This window comes from Thermosynechococcus sp. M3746_W2019_013 (assembly GCF_015296045.1).
Classification (GTDB): domain Bacteria; phylum Cyanobacteriota; class Cyanobacteriia; order Thermosynechococcales; family Thermosynechococcaceae; genus Thermosynechococcus.
The window spans coordinates 45,028-69,849 of the sequence record NZ_DVDW01000035.1 but is presented as its reverse complement, the minus strand read 5'-3'; the positions used below and the strand labels follow the sequence as shown (position 1 = coordinate 69,849).

The 24,822-nt window shown below is 53.9% G+C and carries 19 protein-coding genes; 9 read left to right on the top strand and 10 right to left on the bottom strand.

Annotation, left to right across the window (positions count from 1 at the left end; genetic code table 11):
* Window positions 1–24: 24 nt before the first annotated feature.
* The 4 genes from IGQ16_RS07165 (at window position 25) to IGQ16_RS07150 (ending at window position 3,906) form a co-directional block, all read left to right on the top strand.
* Window positions 25–618: a 2OG-Fe(II) oxygenase gene (locus tag IGQ16_RS07165; RefSeq protein ID WP_024125680.1), complete on the top strand. Its 594-nt coding sequence runs from the start codon at window positions 25–27 to the stop codon at window positions 616–618.
* A 42-nt stretch (window positions 619–660) separates the two neighbouring features.
* A complete protein-coding gene (locus IGQ16_RS07160) occupies window positions 661–1,191 on the top strand; it encodes a hypothetical protein (protein ID WP_024125681.1) in 531 nt (176 codons plus the stop codon).
* Window positions 1,192–1,216: 25 nt separating this feature from the next.
* Window positions 1,217–1,675, top strand: coding sequence for a hypothetical protein (locus IGQ16_RS07155; protein WP_024125682.1), 459 nt, complete (start codon window positions 1,217–1,219; stop codon window positions 1,673–1,675).
* 212 nt (window positions 1,676–1,887) lie between these two features.
* Window positions 1,888–3,906, top strand: coding sequence for an IMS domain-containing protein (locus IGQ16_RS07150; RefSeq protein ID WP_297060770.1), 2,019 nt, complete (start codon window positions 1,888–1,890; stop codon window positions 3,904–3,906).
* Here the strand turns inward: IGQ16_RS07150 and IGQ16_RS07145 are convergent.
* From IGQ16_RS07145 to glgA, 5 genes are all read right to left on the bottom strand, one after another.
* Window positions 3,899–4,777: a carbohydrate ABC transporter permease gene (locus tag IGQ16_RS07145; protein WP_297060766.1), complete on the bottom strand. Its 879-nt coding sequence runs from the start codon at window positions 4,775–4,777 to the stop codon at window positions 3,899–3,901. The two genes, IGQ16_RS07150 and IGQ16_RS07145, sit on opposite strands and share 8 nt — an antisense overlap.
* Window positions 4,774–5,922, bottom strand: a complete 1,149-nt coding sequence (gene carA, locus IGQ16_RS07140; RefSeq protein WP_297060763.1) for a glutamine-hydrolyzing carbamoyl-phosphate synthase small subunit — start codon at window positions 5,920–5,922, stop codon at window positions 4,774–4,776. The genes IGQ16_RS07145 and carA overlap by 4 nt, the downstream gene beginning before the upstream one ends.
* 264 nt (window positions 5,923–6,186) lie before the next feature.
* A complete protein-coding gene (gene hrcA / locus IGQ16_RS07135; protein WP_297060761.1) occupies window positions 6,187–7,245 on the bottom strand; it encodes a heat-inducible transcriptional repressor HrcA in 1,059 nt (352 codons plus the stop codon).
* A gap of 113 nt (window positions 7,246–7,358) precedes the next feature.
* The gene (locus IGQ16_RS07130; protein WP_297060758.1) at window positions 7,359–8,657 is read right to left on the bottom strand and encodes a recombinase family protein; all 1,299 of its coding nucleotides are present in this window, start codon (window positions 8,655–8,657) and stop codon (window positions 7,359–7,361) included.
* A gap of 37 nt (window positions 8,658–8,694) precedes the next feature.
* A complete protein-coding gene (gene glgA / locus IGQ16_RS07125) occupies window positions 8,695–10,119 on the bottom strand; it encodes a glycogen synthase GlgA (RefSeq protein WP_024125688.1) in 1,425 nt (474 codons plus the stop codon).
* A gap of 147 nt (window positions 10,120–10,266) precedes the next feature.
* Here glgA and IGQ16_RS07120 point away from each other — a divergent pair, with 147 nt between their 5' ends.
* The 4 genes from IGQ16_RS07120 to cbiD all read left to right on the top strand — a co-directional run bounded on the left by IGQ16_RS07120 (window position 10,267) and on the right by cbiD (window position 16,280).
* Window positions 10,267–11,562 carry a glutamate-5-semialdehyde dehydrogenase gene (locus IGQ16_RS07120; RefSeq protein WP_297060755.1) on the top strand — a complete coding sequence of 432 codons (1,296 nt, stop codon included), beginning with the start codon at window positions 10,267–10,269 and terminating at the stop codon, window positions 11,560–11,562.
* A 348-nt stretch (window positions 11,563–11,910) separates the two neighbouring features.
* Entirely contained in the window at window positions 11,911–14,349 is a 2,439-nt protein-coding gene (gene ppsA, locus IGQ16_RS07115) for a phosphoenolpyruvate synthase (protein ID WP_297060754.1), read from the top strand.
* 103 nt (window positions 14,350–14,452) lie between these two features.
* Entirely contained in the window at window positions 14,453–15,139 is a 687-nt protein-coding gene (locus IGQ16_RS07110) for a HEAT repeat domain-containing protein (RefSeq protein ID WP_024125691.1), read from the top strand.
* Window positions 15,140–15,152: 13 nt separating this feature from the next.
* A complete protein-coding gene (gene cbiD, locus IGQ16_RS07105; RefSeq protein ID WP_024125692.1) occupies window positions 15,153–16,280 on the top strand; it encodes a cobalt-precorrin-5B (C(1))-methyltransferase CbiD in 1,128 nt (375 codons plus the stop codon).
* A gap of 682 nt (window positions 16,281–16,962) precedes the next feature.
* On the opposite strand, the gene IGQ16_RS07100 is transcribed toward cbiD, so the two are convergent.
* The 5 genes from IGQ16_RS07100 to IGQ16_RS07080 form a co-directional block, all read right to left on the bottom strand.
* On the bottom strand, window positions 16,963–18,594 hold the full coding sequence (locus tag IGQ16_RS07100) for a CTP synthase (protein WP_024125693.1): 1,632 nt from the start codon (window positions 18,592–18,594) through the stop codon (window positions 16,963–16,965).
* Window positions 18,595–18,674: 80 nt separating this feature from the next.
* Window positions 18,675–19,019, bottom strand: coding sequence for a helix-turn-helix transcriptional regulator (locus IGQ16_RS07095; RefSeq protein ID WP_024125694.1), 345 nt, complete (start codon window positions 19,017–19,019; stop codon window positions 18,675–18,677).
* A gap of 118 nt (window positions 19,020–19,137) precedes the next feature.
* On the bottom strand, window positions 19,138–20,778 hold the full coding sequence (locus tag IGQ16_RS07090; protein WP_225871811.1) for a B12-binding domain-containing radical SAM protein: 1,641 nt from the start codon (window positions 20,776–20,778) through the stop codon (window positions 19,138–19,140).
* A 114-nt stretch (window positions 20,779–20,892) separates the two neighbouring features.
* On the bottom strand, window positions 20,893–21,678 hold the full coding sequence (cpdA, locus tag IGQ16_RS07085) for a 3',5'-cyclic-AMP phosphodiesterase (protein ID WP_024125696.1): 786 nt from the start codon (window positions 21,676–21,678) through the stop codon (window positions 20,893–20,895).
* A 43-nt stretch (window positions 21,679–21,721) separates the two neighbouring features.
* Entirely contained in the window at window positions 21,722–22,723 is a 1,002-nt protein-coding gene (locus IGQ16_RS07080) for a DMT family transporter (protein ID WP_297040938.1), read from the bottom strand.
* Between the two features lie 184 nt (window positions 22,724–22,907).
* Here IGQ16_RS07080 and IGQ16_RS07075 point away from each other — a divergent pair, with 184 nt between their 5' ends.
* Window positions 22,908–24,782: a hypothetical protein gene (locus IGQ16_RS07075; RefSeq protein ID WP_297060752.1), complete on the top strand. Its 1,875-nt coding sequence runs from the start codon at window positions 22,908–22,910 to the stop codon at window positions 24,780–24,782.
* The last annotated feature ends 40 nt before the right edge of the window (window positions 24,783–24,822 follow it).

Genomic DNA, 24,822 nt, shown 5'->3' with positions numbered 1-24,822 from the left:
GAATCATAGAAACAATCAGTCCCTATGAGTACCGCACCACTGCAAATTCTTGACTTGGGGGGTGAAATTCTCCTTTTCCAGCGTTTGATTCCGGTTCACCAGTGTCAGCAGGTGATTGCTACAGCTGAGAAGGTGGGGTTTGAGGATGCGCAAATTCTCATGGGAACGGTCGATCGCTCCGTGCGCGGCGGCAGTTTGCTCCGCTTTGATCCCCAAGACCCCCAACAGGCGATGATGCGGCAGATTCTTCTCCAGGCCACGCAAACAATTCAAATCGTCCTCTACCAACACTATGGGATTCGCTTCCCTGAAATTGAAAACTTCTCCATCCTGCGCTATCGGGTGGGCGAGGGCTATCGCCGCCATGTGGACAACCTATTGCTGGCCAGTCGGCAAATGGAACTGGCCCAAGGTATCCCGACGCGGGATGTCAGTCTGGTGGGCTATCTCAATGAGGACTTTGAGGGGGGAGAAACCTATTTCGATCGCCAAGGGGTAAAGGTTACCCCACGGACGGGAGATATTGTTGTCTTTCCCGCCTACTACACCCATCCCCATGCCGCCTTGCCCGTGATCCAGGGCACTAAATATGCCTTTGCCACTTGGTTATTCTATTGATGAATGATGATTGAATGATGATGAACCCTTGAGGTAATACCAATGACTGAACCCCTGCGCTTCAAAACCTCGCCCCTGGTTTCTGGAACACTCCTTGCCCTCTACGGCGCACTCACGCTGCCCCTCCCGTTTTTGGCGGTACAGACGGCGGCTCCCATTTCGCCCCTGCTTCTTTGGGGGGCGATCGCCCTCGGGGGTGTGTTCCTCTGGGGAGCCCTGAGTCAACGGGTAGAACTGGATGCTGTGGGAATCCGCCTCACCTATCCCCATTGGGTTCCCCCCTTCCTGCGGCAGCAGTGGCAACTGATTTGGTCAGATATTCAAGGGCTTCAGCCCCGTAGTACCAGCCAAGGGGGCTGGGTCTATTATCTGGTGACTGCCACAGGTCAAGGGTATCTTCTGCCGATGCGAGTGGCGGGTTTTGCCCAAATGATGCGTGCCATTGAAGCCCATACGGGATTGCCCACAGATGTAATTAAGCCCCTCGCTCAACCTTGGATGTATGGTATTTTGGCTGTTTTTACGCTGCTGTTGGGCGCTGTTGATCTATGGGTTTTAACCACTGTGGGATAATGGGGACGTATTTGGGTGCTGAGCGATGACCATGAGTGCGAATCGGTTTGTGGGATATCTGCGTCGAGGAGTGGTGTGCCTGCTCCTGAGTGTCCTGTGTTGGTCAAGTATCGCCACGCTGCCGGCGATCGCTGCTATTCCAGTACGGCTCTTTGACCTGAATTACCACGAATGTCCGCCAGAAATTGGTGAGGGTTCGGTCACACCCGGGGGTACCACCCTCAAGGCCAACTGCTACCTGATTACTGGTAAAGCGGAGAATAAATCGGGCAAAACCGTGGTAGATGCCGATGTCTTTGGCCGCATCTACGATGCCAATGGTAATCCAGTGCTGCAAAACCGCACCCGGGTCGGTGCAATTGATGTGATTCCACCCGGCATCAGCGAGTTTGAAATTCGCATTAGTGTGCCCTACGACCAACCAGAGCCTTTGCAGTTAGAGCAATTTAAGGCCTCTGGCTTTACAGCAAAAGTACGCGGTTAAGCCCCCCGTCTCTCCTCAGTCTCCCACTGAGGGACAGAAATTGTGATACTTTAGAATCCCTGTCACTCCATTTTTCGGGAACACTAGCACTATGCCGTTTCATTTCTAAACGTTGAGCAACTGCCGGCAAAGGTTCTCTGTTGGTATTGGGCGTGCATGAATGTGCTGTCATCGTTGATAGACGAGTTCATCCTATAGAGGTTTGGGTTCAGGTGCGCATTCCTCTCGACTATTACCAAGTGCTGGGTGTGCCAATTCAGGCAACGCCGGAGCAAATTGAGCAAGCGTTTCAGGATCGGCTGCTGCAACTGCCTACCCAGCAGCACTCCCCCACCACAGTTGCCACCCGTCGGGAACTCATTGAGCAGGCCTATGCAGTTTTGCGAGAACCGGAGCAGCGCCATGCCTACGATCGCCACTGCCGTGCGGTTGATGCCGAGGATTTGATTGTCCAGTTGGATCCCGATGCCACCGCTCCCTACATTGAAATTAGTGATGAGCAATTCTCGGGGGCACTCCTACTGCTCTATGAACTGGGAAATTATGCCCAAGTTGTCAAGTTGGGAGAAGTATTTCTCAAAAAGGATGTTCTTGATCTCAATCGCCCCTACACTTCCTCTGCCGCCGTTGCCGACATTACCCTCACTGTGGCTTTGGCCTATCTGGAATTGGGACGCGAGGAATGGCAGCGGCAGTCCTACCAAGCAGCCGCCTCTCAGCTAGAAGCCGGTCTAGCGGTACTTCAGCAGCGGTCAAACTGGTTTCCCGAACTCCAGGAACAGTTTCAGACGGAACTGAATCGGTTACGTCCTTACCTTATTCTAGAGTTACTGGCACTGCCTCTGGCCGATAGTGTGAATCGGCAGCGGGGTATTTTGTTGCTGCGGCAAATGCTGAGTGAGCGCGGGGGTGTTGAGGGGCGCCGTGATGATCACTCGGGACTTGCAGTTGAGGATTTTCTGAAATTTATTTTGCAACTGCGCAGCCATCTTACCGTGGCAGAGCAACAGGAACTCTTTGAACGGGAATCACAGCGTCCCTCAGCGGTGGCGACCTACCTTGCGGTACATGCCTTGGTGGCACGGGGCGTGCATGAACTTCAGCCGAGCTATATTCGTCGGGCCAAGGATTTATTGGAGCAGCTGCTCCCCAATCAAGATGTCTATCTTGAACTCGCCAGTTGCTTGCTGCTTTTGGGACAGCCCACCGAGGCATTGGCAGCTCTTGACAACAGCCAAGATCAACCGACTCTGGACTTTATCCGCCGTCATGCCGGTGAGGCTGGCGATCTACTGCCGGGGCTCTATTACTACACCACACAATGGCTCAGAGAAGAAATTTATCCTGCATTTCGGGACTTGGGGGAAACACCCGTGGCCTTGGATGCTTACTTTGCTGATCCCAATGTCCAAACCTACCTAGAGGCTCTCAGTGACGACTCTATTGCCTCTGAACCCCCTGCGACCACTGCCTCTGCGCTCCCTGAAGTGATGAGACCAACGGTGGCTGTGCCCCCTCCCGTCTCCTTCACAGCGGAAACGTTACCTTTGCAGGATCAGACTCGGCTAGGTCAGGGCTTTTCGGCATTGGCTTCGACCACTTCTTCAACTGCAACGGGGACAGCCACGCCCCAACCATCCACTCGCAAACGGCGCCGCCCTGGAAACAGTTGCTCCCAAAAACGTCAGACTGGGTTTTGGATGGGTGCAGGAGTTGTTCTTGTTGGTTTAGGAGCGTTGGCAAAAGTCTATTGGCCAGCCAAAACGGCTGAAGCCCCGATCTCGCCAGTGACACCGACTCCTGTGGCAACGCCGACCCCGACGCCACAACCGACGACCTTAGGGATCACTTTAACGCCAGAGATGGCGCGCGATCGCCTCCACACCTGGCAGCGAATGAAAGCCCAAGCCCTTGGGCCAGCATTTGAGATGGACAAACTAGCAACGATTTTGACGGAGCCAGAACTGAGCCGCTGGCGATCGCGGGCACGGGGCTTAAAGTCCGAGGGCAGCCATTGGGTTTATACCCTAAAGAACTTAGAGGTGAAGGAAGTCCGTCTCCAAAGGAGCGATCGTGTCGATGTGTTGGCGGAAGTCAATGAGGATGCCCGTTTCTATGAACAGGGAACCCTGCGCAATGATATTTCCTATAGCAATCCCTACCGGGTCATTTATACCTTTATCCGTCGTGGCAATCAATGGTTGATTCAACGCATGCAGGTGGTTAGTTAAGGGGCATTTCCACTTGTCGGCCAAGCTTGAGATTTAAGAGGGACAAAGACAGGATAAACAGGAATAAAATCAGTCCCATCGTACAGGCGTAGTTTATCTCTAAGCGCTGAAAGGCATTCTCGTAGATGTAATAAACAATGGTCTTGGAGCTATTGAGGGGACCCCCTTGGGTCATGACATAGACTTCTTCAAAGACCTTGGTGGCAGAAATTGCTGAGATAATGCTTACCAAAAGAAGATAGGGGCGCATCAGTGGCAATGTAATATCCCAATGCTGTTGCCAGCCGTCACTGCCATCGATCGCTGCCGCTTCGTACAGTTCACCGCTAATCCCCTGAAGGCCCGCCAGATAGATCACCATGTAGTAGCCCAAGCCTTTCCAGATGGTAACGGCCATGACACTAAAGAGGGCGAGTCGGGGACTCGTCAGCCAAGGAATGGGAGTGTCCCGCAGATGCAGACCCTGTACTAGTTGATTTAAGAGGCCATTGGGGGCATAGAGCCAGCGCCAAGCAATCCCCGCCACCACCATTGAGATAATCACGGGGCTGTAGTAGGCAGCACGAAACCAGTGGATGCCCCGCAGGGGTTGGTTGACAAGAATCGCCAGCAGCAGAGGCGCGATCGCCAGAATTGGCACCACCACCACTAAATAGAGGAAAGTATTGCCCAAGGTTTTCCAGAAGACGCCATCGCCCCACAACTGGGCAAAATTGGCCCACCCTACCCACACAGGGGGGCTCAGGAGATCGGTTTCATAGCGGCTGAAACTGAGGAAAAAGGCCTGTAGGGCTGGCCAAAAGACCGTCAGTGTTAGCAACCCTAAGGCAGGGGCAAGAAAGAGGTAGGGGGTGAGGGATTGCCCTTTCATTGGCTGCGGGGATGCTGTTGACGATAGGCACGCATTTGCGCTACAAACTCGCCAAAGAGATAATCGGCATCGTGGGGGCCGGGGCTGGCTTCCGGGTGGTACTGCACTGAGAAAATTGGCAATGTTTGGTGCTTCAAACCCGCAACGGTTTTGTCATTGAGGTTAAAGTGAGTAATCTCTACGGGAGTTTGGGCAAGGGATTCTTCGGTGATAGCAAAGCCGTGGTTTTGGCTGGTAATTTCCACTTCCTGGGTCAGCCCAGCGGGCTGGTTCAACCCCCGGTGACCGAACTTCAGCTTGAAGGTTTCTGCCCCCAAGGAGAGTCCCAACAACTGATGCCCCAGACAAATGCCAAACATGGGACGCTGCGCCCCTAGTAATTTGCGCGCGGTTTCAATGCCTTCCTGAACCGCCGCAGGGTCACCCGGGCCATTAGAGAGGAAAATGCCATCGGGGTCATAGCTGAGAATCGTTTCCGCTGGCGTATCCGCCGGCACGACAATCACACGGCAGCCATAGCTGGCCAAGCGACGGAGAATGTTGCGCTTCACGCCAAAATCAATGGCCACAACTGTCAAGGGTGGTTCCTCGGGAGCAGTTTGGGGACGAAATTCCCAAGCGGGGGGCGTTGGCTCTGTCCATTCATAGGGGGTGCGGGTGGTCACGACTTTGGCTAGATTTTGTCCCTGCATACTGGGAGCGGCAAGGACTTTTTGCAGCAGTTCAACGGGGTCAAGGATTTCTGTGGAGATGCCGCCATTCATGGCACCCACGGTACGAATTTTGCGGGTGAGGGCGCGGGTGTCAATCCCATAAATTGCGGGAATTCGATGGGCTTTGAGGTAATCAGGTAACGATTGTTGCGATCGCCAGTTACTGGGAATATCGCAGATATTGCGAGCAATAGCACCCCGCACTTGGGGGCGATCGGATTCATCGTCTTCGGGGGTGGTTCCTGTATTGCCCAACTCGGGGTAGGTGAATGTCACGATTTGACCATAATAACTAGGGTCGGTGAGCACCTCTTGATAACCCGTCATGCCGGTATTAAAGACCACCTCTCCAATAGCTGTCCCCGGTGCCCCAAAGGAAAAACCACGAAAGACTGAACCATCGGCGAGAACCAGCAAGGCGGGTGTAGGCATTTCAATTTCTCCAAGTGTCCCTAGGAAAGGCCAATAACTTATTGTGCCCGATCCAGCCAATGGTTGACCGCACAGGGTTTGCCCTTGTGTTTTCGGGAATGCCCATCCTCTTTAGGGCATGGGAGGGCAGCGGTGGCTGCTTTCCTCCTCGGTTGAGGAATTTGGCTTTAACCAGTATAGGGCTACCGGTTTTTTTTGAGACTGGGCTGGCTCTCTGCCTACCTCATCCCCAAAAGCTCAGCCCCTTGCGGAGCTGAGGAGCACTCACCTATAGCGACTGACTTGCTCTGTTAAATAATCTGCCGCTGTGGCCACTAAGGGAATAATCCGGGCATAGGGCATCCGCGTCGGCCCTAGAATGCCAACGCTGCCTACGGGAGAGTCCCTATAGCAGTAGCAGGAATAGACCAAGGTACAGGACTGCATCGGCGCTAGGGTATTTTCACTGCCAATGCGGATTTGCACTTGGGACGGAGCTTGGCTATCGCTACTGATCAGGGGAGCCAGTTGATCCTGTTGGTCTTCGAGAAGATGCAGTAGCATTTGTACCTGCTCCACTTGGGAAAATTCTGGCTGCTGGAGGACATCTGCAAGACCACTGATGACAAAGGAGGTCCTCTGGTGGCTGCAGCGATCGCTCAACTGCCGCAGTAGGGTCTGAAGCTGCTGGCTGTAGGCCTGAAACTCCAAATCCAGTTTTTGCCAGTCAATGGCACTGAATTCCACCAGCGATCGCCCCTGCAACTGATGATTGAGGAAGTTGGTCAGTACCTGTAGGGTGCGCTCCCGTAGTTCGGGATCTTCTTCCTCCTGGCCCAGTTGAATGAGCGCTGATTGGGTTTCGTAGGTATCCAGAACAAGAATTACCATCACCTGCTGCGCATCCAAAGCGACCAGTTGAATCACCCGAATTTGTCGCTCCAAAGAATTGGGCAGTGTGATTAGCGTAATGTAGCCACTGAGATCCGAAAGCAACTGCGCTGCTTGCCGCAAGATCACCTCAAGACGTTGTTGTCCCCAAATAAACCGCTCACTCAAGAGACTCTCGGCTTTGCGAGCTATATCGGGAATAGGCTGGATCAGTTCATCCACATAAACGCGATAGCCAGAATCGGAGGGCACCCGCCCGGCGGAGGTGTGGGGCTGGTAAAGCAGGCCGCTTTTCTCGAGGAGTAGCATCGTATTGCGCACGGTGGCTGGGCTGACGTTCAGGTTATATTCGGTGGCGATCGCCTTTGAGCCGACGGGTTCTGCCGTAGCAATGTAATGGTTAATCGTAGCGCCCAGAATTTGCTTTTGGCGATCGCTGAGTTCAATCGTCATAACTTCTTACACCTGCAATTTCTTATTGGTGTTTTTTATTTATCTATATCTATAAACTAATCTATATACCCTTCCCCTTTCAGCTCTCCAGCTAAGGGGGGCACTGGAAGTGGTTAAGGCCCACTGCCAATAGTGGGTTCCCAAATAAATTGTAAATGGACAGACCAAGGCTGTGGGGGGCGGCTGCTGACCTGTATGGCCTGTAAAAACTCCCGTAGATAAAAGCGTTGCTCTGCGGCTGAGAGTTGGTACCAAAATTGAGGCTGACCCAGGGTCACCGCCAGTTGCAAGAGATTGCTAGGGGGCAGTTGTGCCTGCTGTGCCTCAATGCGTGCCCGCTCCCCAGCCAGTTTATAACGGCGCAGTTGAGCCGTTTCCGCATCCAAGAGACCTTGGCCTTCTAGTTCCGTGAGTTGTTGCAGCTGCCTGTCAATGGCTGCAATTTCGGTGGTGAGGGGTGACGATGGTAGGCAAAGTTCAGCGATCGCCGGCGGCAGGCGTTCGGCAATTTGATCAATCACAGCAGCCAGGGCAGCGTTGTAGGGAATGCTGCGACACTTCGGGGAAAGCGGACAGTGGAGGGGACGCAAATAGGCATATTGGCTGGGTTGGCGATAGGGCTGCACCTGAGTCCGGCCAAAGCGTTGCTGACATTCGCGGCAAATCACCAATCCCGCCAGAGGATGGGGAGCACTGGCACTGCGACGGGGTAGAGAGCGTTGGCGCCGCAACAGCCGATCCACCTGAGCCGCTTCATCGGGCCCAATCAGGGGGGCATGGGTCTGGGGAATCACGGTTTTTCCTTGGTAGTAAAGGTGGCCGCGATAGACGGGGTGGGTTAGCCAGCGCCGACCTGTGGCTACGCTAATCCGCTTGTGGTGAGTGTGGGCAATAAAGCGCACCGCCGCACTGAGGGAGCCATAGAGGAGAAAATGCTCAACAAAATCCTTGACGACACCAGCTGCCGCTCGATCAATCACATAGTGCTCTTTGCCTCGGCGATAGCCATAGGGGGCACGACCCGGCGGGGGACGGTGCTTGAGACGATTACGAGCGTGGTTGTGGCAGCGGGTTTGCTGGTGGAGTTGCTGCTTAACCTGATCCCAGAGGGACAAGAATTGATCTCCAGCGGGGGGGCGATTGCTCACGTAGCCTTCAGCGAGGGCAATCACGGTCATCCCCGCTGTCTCCAGTTGCCGCAGGCGATCGCTCACTTCCATCACCGTTTGGCCAAGGGCACTTAATTGCTGCAAGAGCCAATACCCAGGCACTAGCCGCTGCAGCCAGTACCGCAACTGCGGCCGGGCGGCCTCCACATCCAGTACCCAGTGGTCAATCTCCTGTCCCCACGCTTGGGGATCGGGTAGGGGCTGCCAGAGGGGGTCAATGTATTCGTAGGCAATAATAACCACACATTACATAGCCACGATATGGCCACGATATCAATGACTAGGTCATTGCCGGTACCAGCGTTGGACTAGGATTGGGCATGGTCTCCGGGGGCAATCCATAAATGGAATTATAGAGAGCATTGTAGGCGAGTGCCGATTTTCTCCAGCTAAAGTCCTCGCGCATACCCCGCTGCTGGAGGGCGTGCCACTCCCGTTTGTAGCGATACCCTTCCCATGCCCGCACTAGACAGGTGTAAAAGTCAAGGGGCTCATAGCGGTCAAAGCAGTAGCCCGTTCCGGTTTGCTGCTCAGGGTTGTGGTGGGAAACGGTATCCACAAGGCCACCGGTGCGGCGAACAATCGGCACGCAGCCATAGCGCAACGCAATCATCTGGGAAATGCCACAGGGTTCAAAGCGACTCGGCATAATGAAGGCGTCGGCACCGCCATAGATGCGCCGCGACAGGACATCACTGTAGAGCAACTGCACACTACAGCGCCCCGGAAACCGGGAGGCAATTTGCCACATCTGGGTTTCGTAGTAGCGATCGCCCGTCCCTAAAAGGACAAACTGGCTATCGGTATAGGCAAGAAAGCGATCTAAAATTTGAATCAATAGATCCAGCCCCTTTTGCTCCACTAGGCGGCTGACCATCCCCACCAAAAAAGCACCGGAGTTCACCTCTAGTCCCAGTTCCTCTTGGAGGGCAATTTTGTTAGCCTTACGCCGCTCTAGGGTGTCTGCGGTGTAGTTTTGAGCAAGGGCGCGATCGGTACTGGGATCAAAAAGCTCAGTATCAATACCATTGAGAATGCCAGAGAGCTTGCCGCTAATAAACGATAGCAACCCCTCCAATTTTTCGCCATATTCGGGGGTTTTAATTTGCTCGGCGTAGGTGGGCGAAACGGTATTGACACGATCGGCATACTGCACTGCTGCTGCCATTGTATTGTGCCCCTGCATGTACCACGGACACCAAGTAATTTGCTCTAGCCGCCACCGCCAAGGTCCTTGATAGGCCAAGTTATGGATTGTAAACACCGTGGTAATGTCGGGATCCTGATGCATCCAGACGGGGATCATGCCCGTGTGCCAATCGTGGCAATGGATAATCTGGGGCTTCCAGTAGTTCCAAGCAAATTCTGCTGCCCCATTGGCAAAGAAGGTGAACCGCCAGTCCTCATCTTCCCCATAGTAGATGCGGCGGGGATTAAAGCAGGGATGGCCAAAAAGGTAAAGGGGCACCTCCGACCCCGGCAACACGGTTTCATAGACATGGAACGTCTGGAACATGGCATGGCCAATCCAGATGGGCTCCTTGGGAATTTCTACCTTATCGGGCAAGAAGCCATAGTAGGGCATAAAAATGCGCACATCATGTCCCATGCGGCGTAACACCTTGGGCAGAGCGCCAACCACATCCCCCATGCCCCCCACTTTCGCCAGTGGTGCCGCCTCAGCAGCAACAAATAGAATTCGCATGATCCTCCTAAACCTGTTTTTTGGCCAATTCTAGGGCAACGCAATTGCCGTTAACCTACCACAAGTGCGGGACAATTTGGCGTACGATCGCCCTTAAGTATCTCTGCTGATGTGTTTTTTGATGTGTCTTTGGAATTGAGAACCCCTATGACCGATTCTCCGCTCCTGCAACGGGTCAAAGAAGTTCATGAGCAGGCGCGCCAGTTGGCCACGCTGGATGCCGCTGCCCGCAATGGGGCCCTAGAACAGGTGGCCTGTGCCCTTGAGGAGGCGCGGGAGGAGATTCTGGCGGCCAATGCTGCCGATTGTGAGCAGGCCAAGGCCAATCAGCTCAATTCTTCTCTCTATGCTCGCTTGGAACTGAGTCCCAGTAAACTAGCGGCGGCGATCGCGAGCGTACGTCAAGTTGCTGCCCTCCCGGATCCCCTTGGCCAGCGTCAACTCTATCGAGAATTGGATAGGGGGCTAATTCTCAGTCGCGTCACCTGTCCCCTTGGGGTGCTAGGGGTGATTTTTGAGGCGCGTCCTGATGCAGTAGTGCAGATCGCTTCCTTGGCGATTAAATCGGGGAATGGCGCCATTCTCAAGGGAGGACAGGAGGCCAGTCGCTCTTGCCAAACGATTATGCAGATTATTCATAGGGGGCTAGAGAAGTCGGCAGTGCCCGCGGGGGCGATCGCCCTCCTCACCCAGCGATCGGAGATCAGCGAACTACTGCAACTGGATCAGTGGGTTGATCTAATCATTCCGCGAGGTTCCAATGAATTTGTGCGTTATATCCAGAACAACACGCGGATTCCGGTGCTGGGTCACGCCGATGGTCTTTGTCATCTCTATGTGGATCGGGCAGCGGATCTTGAGAAGGCGATCGCCATTACCCTCGACGCCAAAACCCAGTATCCTGCCGCCTGTAACGCTATTGAGACCCTCCTTGTTCACTGCGACATTGCCGAGGCGTTTTTACCCAAAGTGGCCGCTGCCTTGCAAGAGGCAGGCGTTGAGCTCCGGGGAGATGCGATCGCCTGCGACCTCGTACCCATGACCCCTGCCACTGAAGCCGACTGGGCCACAGAATACTGCGATTTGATCCTCGCCATCAAAGTCGTGCCCGATCTCGATGCCGCCCTGGATCACATTGCCACCTACGGCTCCGGTCACACGGAAGCCATTGTGACTGAGGATGCCGCCACCGCCGCTCGTTTTCTCCAAGAAGTGGATGCTGCTGGTGTCTTTCACAATTGTTCCACCCGCTTTGCCGATGGCTTCCGCTACGGCTTTGGTGCCGAAGTTGGTATCAGTACCCACAAATTACCGCCGCGAGGACCTGTGGGGCTAGAGGGATTAGTGACCTACAAATATCAACTAGTGGGGAATGGCCACATTGTGGCAACCTATAGCGGTGCCAATGCCAAGCCCTTTAGCCATCGCGATTTGGACTCCTGACGAATTTAAGGGATTGTTAAGCCACAGACAAAGCCAATTTTTCTGTTTCAGAATAGAGGTATAGGGCAAGAGTGATTTAGCTACCGTGCAGATGGCAACCTCTGCAAATGTTCTCTACCAAGTCGCTGTTAGCCATGTAGTGCGTACTTTACTCAGTGTCTGAGCAGCCTCTCTTTGCCAACGGCTGATTAAGACTTGGGAATTGCGTGCCGCTAGGTAACTGACAGATTCGTGATAACAAAGGGAGCCAAAAACCGCAAGATGTTCATGGCTCAAACACTGCTGTTGCATCCCCACAGGGACAGCAAACGGCAAAGTCAATAAAACTGAATGTTTAGGAGCATAACAATGACTCAATCCATTCCTAGACCAACCCGTGAAATAACAAATCGGGAAACAGCATTTGTTTTAGAACTGAACTCCTTGAGCTGCAAAGACTTACCACTGGTGGGGGGCAAAAACTCTTCCTTGGGGGAAATGCTCCAACAACTCACTCCCAAAGGTATTAATGTCCCCGATGGTTTTGCCACAACCGCCTATGCCTATCGTTACTTTATTCAAGCGGGGAATCTTGAGACACAACTGCGGCGGCTCCTTGAAGGCCTGGATGTCGAAGATATCACAGAACTCCACCGCGTGGGTCAGGCGATTCGCTCACTGATTTTGCATACTCCGTTTCCCCCAGAATTGACGGATGCGATTGCTGCCGCCTACCAAAAAATGTGCGATCGCTATGGTCCGAATACGGATGTGGCGGTTCGCTCCAGTGCTACCGCTGAAGATTTGCCCGATGCTAGCTTTGCAGGTCAGCAGGAAACCTACCTCAATGTCCATGGCCTCAAGGGGGTTCTCGATGCCTGTCATCGCTGCTTTGCGTCGCTCTTTACGGATCGGGCAATCTCCTACCGCCAGATCAAGGGCTTTGACCACTTCAATGTGGCGTTGTCAGTGGGAGTGCAAAAAATGGTGCGCTCCGACTTGGCCTGCTCTGGCGTGATGTTCTCGATTGATACAGAAACGGGCTTTAAGGACACGGCTCTCATTACTGCCGCCTATGGCCTGGGTGAAAATGTTGTTCAGGGTGCCGTCAACCCCGATGAATACTTAGTTTTCAAGCCAACTTTGAAGGCGGGCTATAAACCCATCTTGAAAAAAGCCCTCGGCACCAAAGAAATTCGCATGGTCTATGACCTCGGTGGAACGAAGCTGACCCGCAATGAACCGGTACCTGAGACGCTGCGGAAACAATTTGCCCTGACCGATGAGGAAATCCTCACCCTAGGTCGCTGGGCCTGCCTCATTGAGGAGCACTACTCTGCCCTGCGGGGTACTTATACACCCATGGACATTGAGTGGGCAAAAGATGGCATTACGGGTGAACTCTTTATTGTCCAAGCCCGCCCCGAAACCGTCCAATCCCAAAAAGCCAGGAATATCCTGCGCACCTATCATCTCGAAGAAAAAGGGACGCTCCTCGCTACAGGGCGGGCGATCGGTGAAATGATTGGCCAAGGCCGGGCCCGTGTCATTTTGAACGTCAGGAATATCGATCAGTTCCAGGCGGGGGAAGTGCTGGTGACCCACCGCACAGATCCCGACTGGGAGCCAATTATGAAAAAAGCCAGTGCCATTGTCACTGATCAGGGGGGACGCACTTGCCATGCGGCAATCATTGCCCGCGAGCTGGGGATTCCTGCCATTGTTGGTTGTGGTGATGCCACAGAAACAGTCCCCAATGGTGCAGCAGTGACGGTCTCCTGTGCAGAAGGGGAAGAGGGGCATGTCTATCAGGGACTGCTGCCCTTCCACGTGCAGGAAGTGGCTCTCGAAAATCTGCCGCGTACCCGCACCCAAATCCTGATGAACGTGGGCAACCCTGAGGAGGCCTTTAGTTTGGCGGCGATTCCCAATGATGGCGTTGGCCTGGCACGCATGGAGTTTATTATTGCCAACCACATTCAGGCTCATCCTTTGGCGCTGCTGCACTACGATGAACTGAAGGATGAGGCAGCAAAGCGGCAAATTGCTGAGCTAACCCAAAACTACAGCGATAAGGCGGAATACTTCGTTGATAAGTTAGCCCAGGGCATTGGGGCGATCGCCGCCGCCTTTTATCCCAAGCCCGTCGTGGTGCGCATGTCCGACTTCAAGAGTAATGAGTATGCCAACCTCTTGGGTGGTCGCCAGTTTGAACCCCATGAAGAAAACCCGATGATTGGTTGGCGGGGGGCTTCCCGTTACTACGACCCCAACTATGCCGAAGGCTTTGCCCTGGAATGCCGCGCCATGAAGAAAGTCCGCGATGAAATGGGTCTGACGAACGTCATCCTGATGATTCCCTTCTGTCGCACCCCAGATGAAGGGCGGCGGGTGCTGGCAGAGATGGCTAAACAGGGGCTGAAGCAGGGGGAAAATGGTCTGCAAGTCTATGTGATGTGTGAACTCCCCAGTAACGTGGTGTTGGCGGATGCCTTTGCTGAGGTCTTTGATGGCTTCTCCATTGGCTCAAATGACCTCACTCAACTCACCCTTGGCTTGGATCGCGATTCGGCCTTGGTGGCGCACTTGTTTGATGAACGCAATGAGGCGGTCAAACGCATGGTGGCGCAAGCCATTCAAACCGCGAAGGCCAAGGGACGCAAAATTGGCATCTGTGGTCAAGCCCCCAGTGACTATCCTGAGTTCGCTCGATTCTTGGTGGCGCAAGGGATTGACTCCATTAGCCTCAACCCTGATTCCGTCCTGAAGACCATGTTGCAAATTGCGGAGGCTGAAAAGGAAGCCTAGAACGCACAACCCAGTAGCAACTCCTCAGTTGAGGGCAGGGAATCGAAGCCGCGATCGCTCTGCCCTTTTCTGCGGCTAAGCGAGTAGGATAATAAGGAATTGGGTGGAGAATCTCGGCGTGGACACAGGGGCAATTCACGAACTCATTACCTCAGCGGATGTGGGCGATCGCCTGCGGGGCATCAATCAACTGCGCAGCCTTGATCCCAAGGACGCCTTTGCACTCATTCAACCCCTGAGTAAGGATGACAATGCCCGTGTCCGCTACGCGGCAGTCAGTCAGATTGCTAGCCTTGGGCACATCAACCTCAATCAAGCCCATGACCTGTTGCGCGATCGCCTGCTCCACGACAGCGAAACCGATGTCCGTGCTGCCGCAGCGGATGCCATGGCTGCTTTGCAAGTTCCCTTTGCCCTCGAAGATTTAGAAACCGCCTACCACAGTACTAACGATTGGCTGTTGCAGTTTAGTATCATTGCCGCCCTGGGTGCCCTCGGAAACCCCGCTGCTGTTGGCCTGCTCACGGAAGCCCTCAATAGTCCCCAAGAGTTGGTGAAATTGGCAGCGATTGGTTCGTTGGGTGAACTCAAACAACCAGAAAGCATTGAGCACTTGCGGCCGTTTGTGGCCTATCCTGATTGGCAAGTCCGCCATCGGCTGGCGATCGCCCTTGGCCAAATTGGCACCCTAGAGGTTCGCCCCCTTCTTGAACAATTGGCCACCGATTCTGCGGCAGCGGTTGCCGAAGCGGCGCGCAGTAGCTTGGCTCAGTTAACTACTCAGCACTAACTACTTAGCACCAATGGGTTATACGCTACCGGTTTTTGCAGCGGCTGCGGCTGTTGCTGCATTGCGTTGCCTCACGGAAGGCACCTGCCCTCAGGAAGTCACCCTTGCCCTGCTGCGCCCCAATCGCTGTGAAACGCTACCCATTGCCCAAGGGGCACCCTTAGATGACCAGCAGGCCTTGGCCATTACCTACAGTGAACCCAGTGACGCCCTTGATCTTACCCGCCATACCCCTATCTGGGCTTGGGTGCGCTGGCAAGACCCTGCAACTTCTCCCAAAATTCACATTGAGGGGGGCTTTGGGGTTGGGCGCGATCGCGCCACGGGCGAGGCAGCTATCTATCGTTATGCCCGTTTGTTGTTGACCACCAATCTATTGCTCTACTGCCCGAAAGAGCGGGCGATCGCCGTTACTCTTCTTTTGCCCCAAGGGCGAGACTTGGCAGAGCGCACCTCGAATGCCGCTTTTGGGATTGTTGAGGGCCTTTCCCTACTGGGGACAACTGCCTTGGCGCAACCCCTCACAGCCCCGGAGCAACTGGATCGCTATCGCGAGGACTTAGCCCAGAAAGCCGCCCAATCGCCAACCCTTGTCTTTTGCATTGGGGAGAATGGCCTGCAGGTGGCGCAACACCTCCGGATTCCCCCCTCCCTTTGCGTGAAAACTGCCAATTGGCTTGGTCCAATGCTGGTGGCAGCAGCGCAGTACAAGGTTCAACAGGTGCTGCTTTTGGGTTACCACGGCAAATTAATTAAACTTGCGGCGGGCATTTTCCATACCCACCACCACCTTGCAGATGCTCGCCAAGAAATTCTCACGGCCTTTTGTGCCCTTGCAGGCCTAGACCCAAAGATTCTGCATCAGGTGTGGCAAGCGCCAACGGTTGAGGCTGCCCTCAAACTTTTAGAAAGAATGTCTCCCCAACTCTTGCCTGAGATTCTGAGCCACATTGCCCACCGCATTGATCAACGTACCACTGCCTATATCCATGCCCATTGTGCCGCTCCCCTCGGACGGTCATTGCAAGTAGGCTGTGCCTTGTTTGGGCGCGATCGCCAAATTGTCACCACCAGTGAGACAGGAAACATCATTTTGAGGCGAATCAGCATCTCGATAGAGCCAGTCGGTTCTTTAGATTAGAGGCAAAGTAGAATACTTTATACTTTTCTATCACTTTTCTATGCAATATGATTTCCGATACCATCTCTTACATTAAGCAATAGATTAAGCAATAGGCAATAAATTAGATCTTAAACGAGGGGATTGCCTATCCTAAAACTGAAGTCATCTCAGCAGGCGACCTTCATGGCTTGCCGACTCCCTCTCACAATCACAGAAAGCTCTAAAGAACTGCAACACTATTTACCGCTTTCTATTTATTTAGGTCAATATCTTGTTAGGTCAATATCTTGACGCAACGTAACCGTGTAGCATAGCCAAACTACTGTTGTGCCCGTCATCCTTGTGAAAACGGCTGTACAGCACAAAACCGATGTCTGACCGCAGGAGCCCCTGCCGATGCTCTACTGGCTCCAGCAAGCACTTGTCTACAGCCGTCCCCCTCTATCGCAACGAGTCCACCATCACTTGCTAGCTGGACACCTATTGCCAAGGAGGACTCAAGCAGTGATTGGCCGTCAAGACACCCCCTGGTACTGCAGGAATCATCCCGCCAGCCGCTTTGACAACTACAGGAGCATCAGCTTGAGGTAGCCTACCCGCCGTGAACAACTGCAGTCAAGGCCATCGGTGTGGTGGCCAGGTCACTCTTCCTGCCTGGATTCTATCTGTTGCGATCATCCGTACTCAGTGCTGGCAACGTCTAGAGGCTTGGGACAACCTGCGGATTATCACGATTGGAATTCTTAGCTGCTGCCGCCAGCAAGCCATAAAAGAGAGGATGGGGCGCATTGGGACGGGAGCGAAACTCAGGATGAAACTGCACTGCAATAAAAAAGGGGTGAGCTGGATACTCAATAATCTCTACTAAGCGGCCATCGGGAGAGGTACCCGTAACTTGATAGCCCGTTTCCAAAAAGAGGCTGCGATAGGCATTATTAAACTCGTAGCGATGGCGGTGTCGCTCGTAGATGACTGTTTCACCGTAGAGCTTTTCCGCCAATGAATTGGGGGCTAGGCGGCAGGCATACAAACCCAGGCGCATCGTTCCCCCCAAATCGACAATATCCTGCTGTTCGGGTAATAGGTGAATCACCGGGTGGGGAGTATTGGCATCGAACTCAGCACTGTTGGCATTTTCTAAACCCGCAATATGGCGTGCCCACTCAATCACCGCGCACTGCATCCCCAGGCACAGTCCCAAAAAGGGAATTCCCTGCTCCCGGGCATACTGAATGGCAGCAATTTTGCCTTCGACCCCCCGAATGCCAAAGCCCCCCGGCACAACAATGGCTGTGACATTGCTAAGGGCATTTTCCACGCCATTTTCAACGATTTCTTCGGAGTTGACCCAGCGGATGCGCAGTTCGTGGTCTAAGGCGATCGCTGAGTGCCGCAGGGCTTCTACCACCGAAAGATAGGCATCACTAAGGCGTACGTATTTACCCACGATTGCCACCTCCAGGGGGCTGTGGGAACGGTAAAGTCGCTCCACAAGGGCTTGCCACTGACTGAGATCTGGCTGCCGTTGTTCCAGGTTCAACAGGTTGAGAACTTGGGTGGCAAGGCCCTCGCGCTCCAGCAGCAGGGGCACTTCATAGATGCTTTTTGCATCCGGCGAGGGAATGACGCATTCCACAGGGACATCACAGAATTGGGAGAGCTTTTCCTTAATGCCCGGTACAAGGGGGCGATCGCAACGGCAGATGAGAATATCCGGCTGAATACCAATGGAGCGCAACTCCTTCACCGAGTGCTGGGTGGGTTTTGTTTTCATTTCCCCTGCCGAGGGAATCCAAGGCACCAAAGTCACGTGCATAAACAGCACATGGTGCCGCCCCACCTCCGTGCGAAACTGGCGGATGGCCTCCAGAAAGGGCAGCGACTCAATATCGCCAACGGTTCCCCCAATTTCAATAATCACCACATCGGGATTTTTGTCCTTCGCCACCCGTAAAATACGTTCTTTAATCTCATTCGTAATGTGGGGGATGACCTGCACCGTTCCCCCCATATAGTCACCGCGTCGCTCTTTGTTAATGACTGCTTGGTAAATGGATCCCGTCGTGACGCTATTGAGGCGGGACATGGGTGTATCGGTAAAGCGCTCGTAGTGCCCTAAGTCCAAATCCGTTTCCGCCCCATCGTCGGTCACAAACACTTCCCCGTGCTGGAAGGGACTCATCGTGCCCGGATCGACATTGATGTAGGGATCAAGCTTGAGAATGGACACAGAATACTGCCGCGATTTCAGCAGCCGTCCCAGACTGGCGGCAACAATTCCTTTACCAATGCTGGAGACAACACCGCCGGTCACAAAAACATATTTCGTCATTGTTGAATGCTAGGGCTGAGCCCCAGAGGGCATACTCATCAAAACCTACGCAACTATTCTCGCATATTGCGGCATGGCGCCTAGGAGAAGTTATTCATCAATTCCTTGACGACTTGGGATTGCTCCTCAATGCGCCGCCTCAGCCGCTGACAGACCAAATCACACAGAGGAAAAATTGTCGGGTCAGCAATTTCGTAATAGACAGTAACTCCTTGGGGCTGTCGGCGCACCAGACCAGCCTGGGCAAGGGTTTTCAAGTGCTTTGAGACATTGGCCTGCCCCAATCCGGTTTCTTGAATAATCTCCGAGACATTGCGCCGTCCTTGTTTTAGAGCACAGAGCACTTGCAGGCGACTCGGTTCCGACAGCACTTTGAAATACTCGGCAACGTGGGTGAGCAACTCAGGGGAAGGGAGGTCAACCATAGGGGGTATTGTACTTTAGGGACATAGATTAATATAATCTAGGTCAGACATTCTATCATATAGCTGCACAGTAAATAATAGTGCTTCACCCCAGGGAGAGGGAATCCCGCTAGAAGCTTTAACGCAGTTTTACTGGTAACTTGATGGCAGGTTTGAGCGAGGTAGATGTTGTGTTTTTTGGGCGTAGCCGTTGGGCATAGAAGGAGGCCGCTTCATCACCGCGAGCACATTCTTGGGCAAAGTGAATCAGATGATGCCCCACCACACCCACGTGGATCAATTGTTCAATTTGGCCTTTTTTGAGGGCAGGCCATGCCAGTTTCCAGAACGTCTTGCGGTAGCTCCCCCAAAGCCCCACGTGCCAGAGGAGATTTTTCATAATCCGCAGTCCCCGCAGAATATTTTTACGGCTGAGGCGAGCTGGACTATTGGGCACTGCAATGCGATTGGGATAGGTGTGGGCCATTTGATAGGCAAACCGCTGGTAGAGAAACTCCGGTTCATAGGCAGTCGTGATAGTGCGGCGCCACATTTCTACCACTTCTTCATAGGGCATGAGGAACTCAACATTGGACTCGCGGTTTTCGTCGTGGTTGAGGCGGCCTTCCGCTTCCAAGCGACGCCAGAGGGGGGTACGGGGTAGGGCGTGCAGCAGGTTAATCGTTAATGTGGGGATGTGGGAGGCACGAATAAACTCAAGAATGCGATCGCCCGTTTGGGGAGTATCTGTATCAAAGCCAATAATAATGCCGGAGACAACTTCCATGCCATAGCGATTCAAAGTTTGCACAGCCTCCAAAATTGGCATACTCAGGTTTTGATCCTTGTGGATAGCGTGGAGGGCTTCAGGTTCTGGGGTTTCAATGCCACAGAAAATCGTACAGAAATAGGCTTCCCGCATCATCTCTAGAAGTTTTGGGCTTTGGGCAATGTTCAGTGTGGCTTCGCAGGCAAATTGCAGCGGGTAGCCATTGGCTTTTTGCCAGTCAATGAGGTGGGGCAGCAGTTCCATCACTGCGCGGCGATTGCCAATGAAGTTATCATCCACAAAATAGACTGCCCCCGGATTCCCTGAGGCCAGCATTGTGTCCAATTCCTTGAGGATCTGCTGCGGCGTTTTCAAACGCGGATTGCGGCCATAGAGTTCGGGAATATCGCAAAACTCACAGCGAAAGGGACAGCCACTGGAAAACTGAACACTGCCGAGGAAATAGTTTTCCATGCGCACATGCTGGTAGGCCGGCACAGGAAATTCACTGAGGGGTAGGCGAGCAGTGGTTTCAAAAATCAGTTGTTGGGGTGGACGCTGGCTACCGTATTCATCAAAGTAGGCAATCATCTTGTCCGTGGCATCTCCCAGTTCCCCCAGGTGGAGAATATCCACATCGGGATAGTATTCCGGACAACTGGAGACCGAGGGCCCGCCAAGGGCAGTGAGTTTACCGTGACGATGGGCAATTGCGTTGATTTCTAAAATTTGTGGCCGCTGAATGTGCATGCCACTGGTAATGACAATATCAGCCCAAGCATAGTCAGCATCGGTTGCTGGGTGTACATTTTCATCAATCAGGCGCACCTCCCACGATTCTGGAAGATAGGCGGCCACTAGCAAAATCCCTTGGGGTGGCATAAAGGCGCGTACCGTGCCCATGAGGGGGTAGGCGTGGTGAAATGTACCAAAGGAGCGGCTGTAGCGGGGAAAAATGCAGAGGATGCGGCGATGGTTACGGGGGGTATAGGGGACTCGACCACTGGTCATCTCGGGAACCAGTTTTATCTCATCGGTGCTCCGACTGAGGTTCATAGCCCACCACTCCTACCTACACGCACTTTTCAATAGGTATAGCCTACAAATGCGGCTATCGCCTAGGTTTTAGTACCCTTTGGCACTAAAGTCCAGCGTGAGGGGAATCTCTACCCGCTCAATGTAGGTTTTAAAAGTGCCATCGGGATATAGCGATAGATGACGAAAACCGGGACCAACGGGTTCAAGGGAAAATTCAGGGGCACGGGGCAAAAACTGGATACAGGTGGAGGGACAGCCGAGATACGTCACCCCTTGCCGCTCAGTAATAAATTCCTGATGGATGTGACCAAAGAGAACGAGCTTCACCTGCGGATGGGAATCTAACACGGCAAAAAGGTGCTCAGGGTTTTGTAGGCGGCTACTATCGAGCCAAGGGGCACCGGTCTCAAAGGGGGGATGGTGCAGGGCAATGAAGGTGGGGCGATCGCCCGTGTGACTCAAGGTTGCATCTAGCCAACTGAGGGTCTCAGGACTCAATTCACCATGAACTTTGCCATCGGCTTGGGAACTGAGGAGCAGGCCTTGCCAAGTCCCAAGATTGATTTGGCGATCGCCCCGTAGCGGCGGACGCTCTAGCGCCGGCACCATTGCCCTTGGCTCATCATGGTTGCCAGGAATCCAATATACAGGACAGCTAAAGTCCCTGAAAGCAGTGGCTAAACGTTCGTAGGTAGTAGTAACGGGTTCCTGTGCTAAGTCTCCCGTCAGGAGCAGGGCATTGGGACGATGATGACGAGTTGCCTCTAAAACAGCCGCTAGGGATTGAGCCGTAGGCAGGCCAAGGAGTCTGCCTTCATCTGTGGCAAATAAATGCAGATCTGATAACTGGATCAGGTAAACGGGTTCATTCATAAACTTGCTGCGGTCTGGGAATGCTGTAGCTCAAATGCTCAGGCTACTTCATCTGATCAACCACCTTAACGCTGATAGACGTTGCCGACTCCCGCAAGCGGGTGGGTAAGGGGAGTTGTTGCCACCACTGCCCAAGCACTTGGCGCTGATTAATGATGTAAATGCTAATGAGCGTCAGACCCACGCCTAGTAACTGAACTTGACTCAGGGTTTCCCCCAAGAACCAATGCCCAAAGGTGAGAGCAAATACTGGGGTGAGAAACGTTAGGGCACTGAGACTGGTGAGATTCCCCTTGGCAGCGAAATAGAAAAAGACACCGTAGGACAGCGCACTACCAAAGAAAGTCGCATAGCCAAGGTTGAGGACATCCGACCAGTGTAGGGCTGCCCAAGGCGCTGGGCTATTTAAGCTCGGCCAGATCAACAGCGGCAACCCGCCCAAGACCATGTGCCAGCCTGTAGCCACAATTGGATCCGCATAGCGTGCTAAGGGACGCATGAGAATCGTCCCCACTGCCATCGAGAGGGCAGCCAATAGCATCCACAGTTCGCCCCGCTGCCACCACTGTCCCCAAGAAATACTGTGCCATGCGCTGGGTTGATGGAGCAGGGTCAATAGATCATCACCTAGACCAATGCCACTAATGCCCACTAAGCCAAGAAAGAGCCCCAGCCAACCCCAGCCGCCAACTCGCTCTTGATACAACCAGCGGGACAACAGCGCCACCGCCAGGGGTTGGGAGTCAATCATCACAGAGCCAAGACCTGCGCCCGTTTTGGATAGGCCAGTGGCCAGAAGCCCCTGAAATAAAAAGCCATCCACAAGGGCAAAAAGACTAATCCATCCCCATGCCCGCAAGTGATTGGGTTGGGGCTTACCGAGGGCGATCGCCACCGCTAAAACTAGAAGACCTGCCGGCACAAGGCGCACACCGGCAACCCACAGCGGCGAGGTATGGGGCATGACCTCCTTCATGGCCACCATGGCAGTTCCCCAAAAGAAAAAGGGGGAGATTAAAATCAAGCGTTGCCAGAGTGCGGTCACGGGCGTTGCCAAACCAGGAGAATGTTAAGGATTATTGCGATTCGTATCCTTAAATTATAATCCTGCCGTGGGCAACGGCAACTTCAGGAGGGAATTCTCAAGTTGATTTGCTATAACAAGTTCTAATGACCTCCCTGGCATCCTAGGGAAATTTCAGGCAGTGGGTGAGGAGCCGCAGCAGGAGATGAAAGCACTAGAGGTTTGGCAACGGTGGTTCCGGCGGGTTCCTAAGTCAGCGGAGCTAGCGATCGCCCCTGTGGGGACAACGGCCACCGAATCTATGCCCGCCCGCTGGCAAGTCTATCGTCAACGGCTCATGGCATATGAGGGGTGGCCTTGGCTCATCCCTTTTTTTATCTCCGGGGCAACGCTCATGGCAGCCAGCACTTGGCTATTGCTGTTACCCCCCTTGCCCGATTGTCGTCACCCATTCTTGACCATGAGGGATGGCGATCGCCTCTACTGCGCCGATCAAGCAGCCCTCCACGGCAACTTACCCTCTCTTGCGCAAGCCATTGAAACCGTCAGTCAGTGGCCAGAAGATCACCCCCTGTTTCCTCAAGCTAAGCGGCGCCTGGACGAATGGTCAGCTGCCCTATTGGTCATTGCCCGCCAACAGTTGAGCCAAGGGAATATCAAACTGGCAACGCTGCTCCTGAAAAAAATCCCCACCACCGCAGCGAGCTACTCCCAAGCCCAGGAGCTACTAACCGCAACCAATGGGGGAGAAGGTGGAAACTTGTTGGCAACGGCTGAGGCGGCACTGCGCCAGCAGGATTGGGGATTGGCTTTGCTGCAAGTGAAACTCATGAACCAGCTCGGTACTGACTACTGGCGCGAACAGGCACAAAAGCTCTCGGTGCGCATCTCCCAAGAACAGGATGCGTGGGTACAACTGGTGCAGGCGCGGGATTTGGCGGCTTGGTTAACGGCCAATGAACTGGCGGCGGCAGTGATGCTGGCTCTGAAAATTCCCCCAGAGGCGGTTGTCTATTCCCAAGCCCAGGCGGATATTCGCCGTTGGATTCCTGAAGTGTTTGCCTATGCTGAGGAACGCTTAGCGGCCGGCGATCGCGAGGGTGCCTTAGCCCTCATTGAAAAAATTGCCCCGGCTCTCGATGTTTCCTACCACGATCGCCCAATCGTCATCCTTGGTCAAGCCAAAGCCCTTGCGGCGAAGGGAACGGTTCTCGGTTACTGGGAGGCGATCGCCCGGGTGCAGCAGATTCCGATCACGGATCCCTTCTATGAATCGGCTCAAGCCTACCTCAACAGATGGCAGCAACAGTTGCGTAACCAGCAGCACCTCCAGTGGGCAACATGGCTTGCCAATACCCGTCTGCGCTGGGGGTATGCCTTGGCCATTGCTCAAGCTCGGCAGGTGCCCCTTGGTCAGCCAGAACGGGGTCAAGCCCAAGGTTTGATTGCCCTTTGGCAGCGCGATCTAGGCACGATTGACGAGCGGCCTCTGCTCCATGCAGCAATCGCCCTTGCAAAACAGAAACAGTACCAAGCTGCCCTGGGGGTTTTACGATCTTTCCCCCGCGATGCAGTGCTGGCTGCCGTGATAGCTAACTATCGCGACCAGTGGCAAGCAAAACTCGAAGAAATTCAGGATCGTCCCATTTTGGATCGAGCGATTCGCTTGGCGCGGGAAGGCAAACTGGCGGAAGCCATTCAAACCGCTGAGCAAATTGGTCGAGATCGCGCCCTCTACCGTGAAGCCCTCAATCGCATTTGGCAATGGGACTATGAACTCAGCGTGCGTCAACGTCAACAGGCAGCACCCACGACGCCCGCTTGGTGGGAAAGCCCCCCCAGTACCCCTGAAGGGACTTCTGAACCAGTCGCCGAGCCACAATCAGCTCCCCCAGCAACACCCACGCCAGAGGCCACCACCCCTGCCCCTACCCCTGGGGTATCTCCCACACCCACCCCTGAAACCCCCGTTGCCCCTACCCCTACCAGTCCTTCACCAACACCTGACGCTACCGTTGTCCCTACGCCCACACCTGTTCAACCTCCACCAGCGGAACCTGAACCAACGCCTACCCCCTAGGGATCGCTGGTCATCGTAAAATAGAGGCTCTGTGCAGTAT

What these genes read in the sequence shown, in the direction of transcription:
- IGQ16_RS07165 (WP_024125680.1), top strand. Translation starts at nt 25, where the DNA reads ATGAGTACCGCACCACTGCAAATTCTTGACTTGGGGGGTGAAATTCTC.
- IGQ16_RS07160 (WP_024125681.1), top strand. Translation starts at nt 661, where the DNA reads ATGACTGAACCCCTGCGCTTCAAAACCTCGCCCCTGGTTTCTGGAACA.
- IGQ16_RS07155 (WP_024125682.1), top strand. Translation starts at nt 1,217, where the DNA reads ATGACCATGAGTGCGAATCGGTTTGTGGGATATCTGCGTCGAGGAGTG.
- IGQ16_RS07145 (WP_297060766.1), bottom strand. Translation starts at nt 4,777, where the DNA reads ATGAAAGGGCAATCCCTCACCCCCTACCTCTTTCTTGCCCCTGCCTTA.
- carA (WP_297060763.1), bottom strand. Translation starts at nt 5,922, where the DNA reads ATGCCTACACCCGCCTTGCTGGTTCTCGCCGATGGTTCAGTCTTTCGT.
- hrcA (WP_297060761.1), bottom strand. Translation starts at nt 7,245, where the DNA reads ATGACGATTGAACTCAGCGATCGCCAAAAGCAAATTCTGGGCGCTACG.
- glgA (WP_024125688.1), bottom strand. Translation starts at nt 10,119, where the DNA reads ATGCGAATTCTATTTGTTGCTGCTGAGGCGGCACCACTGGCGAAAGTG.
- IGQ16_RS07120 (WP_297060755.1), top strand. Translation starts at nt 10,267, where the DNA reads ATGACCGATTCTCCGCTCCTGCAACGGGTCAAAGAAGTTCATGAGCAG.
- ppsA (WP_297060754.1), top strand. Translation starts at nt 11,911, where the DNA reads ATGACTCAATCCATTCCTAGACCAACCCGTGAAATAACAAATCGGGAA.
- cbiD (WP_024125692.1), top strand. Translation starts at nt 15,153, where the DNA reads ATGGGTTATACGCTACCGGTTTTTGCAGCGGCTGCGGCTGTTGCTGCA.
- IGQ16_RS07100 (WP_024125693.1), bottom strand. Translation starts at nt 18,594, where the DNA reads ATGACGAAATATGTTTTTGTGACCGGCGGTGTTGTCTCCAGCATTGGT.
- IGQ16_RS07095 (WP_024125694.1), bottom strand. Translation starts at nt 19,019, where the DNA reads ATGGTTGACCTCCCTTCCCCTGAGTTGCTCACCCACGTTGCCGAGTAT.
- IGQ16_RS07090 (WP_225871811.1), bottom strand. Translation starts at nt 20,778, where the DNA reads ATGACCAGTGGTCGAGTCCCCTATACCCCCCGTAACCATCGCCGCATC.
- cpdA (WP_024125696.1), bottom strand. Translation starts at nt 21,678, where the DNA reads ATGAATGAACCCGTTTACCTGATCCAGTTATCAGATCTGCATTTATTT.
- IGQ16_RS07075 (WP_297060752.1), top strand. Translation starts at nt 22,908, where the DNA reads ATGAAAGCACTAGAGGTTTGGCAACGGTGGTTCCGGCGGGTTCCTAAG.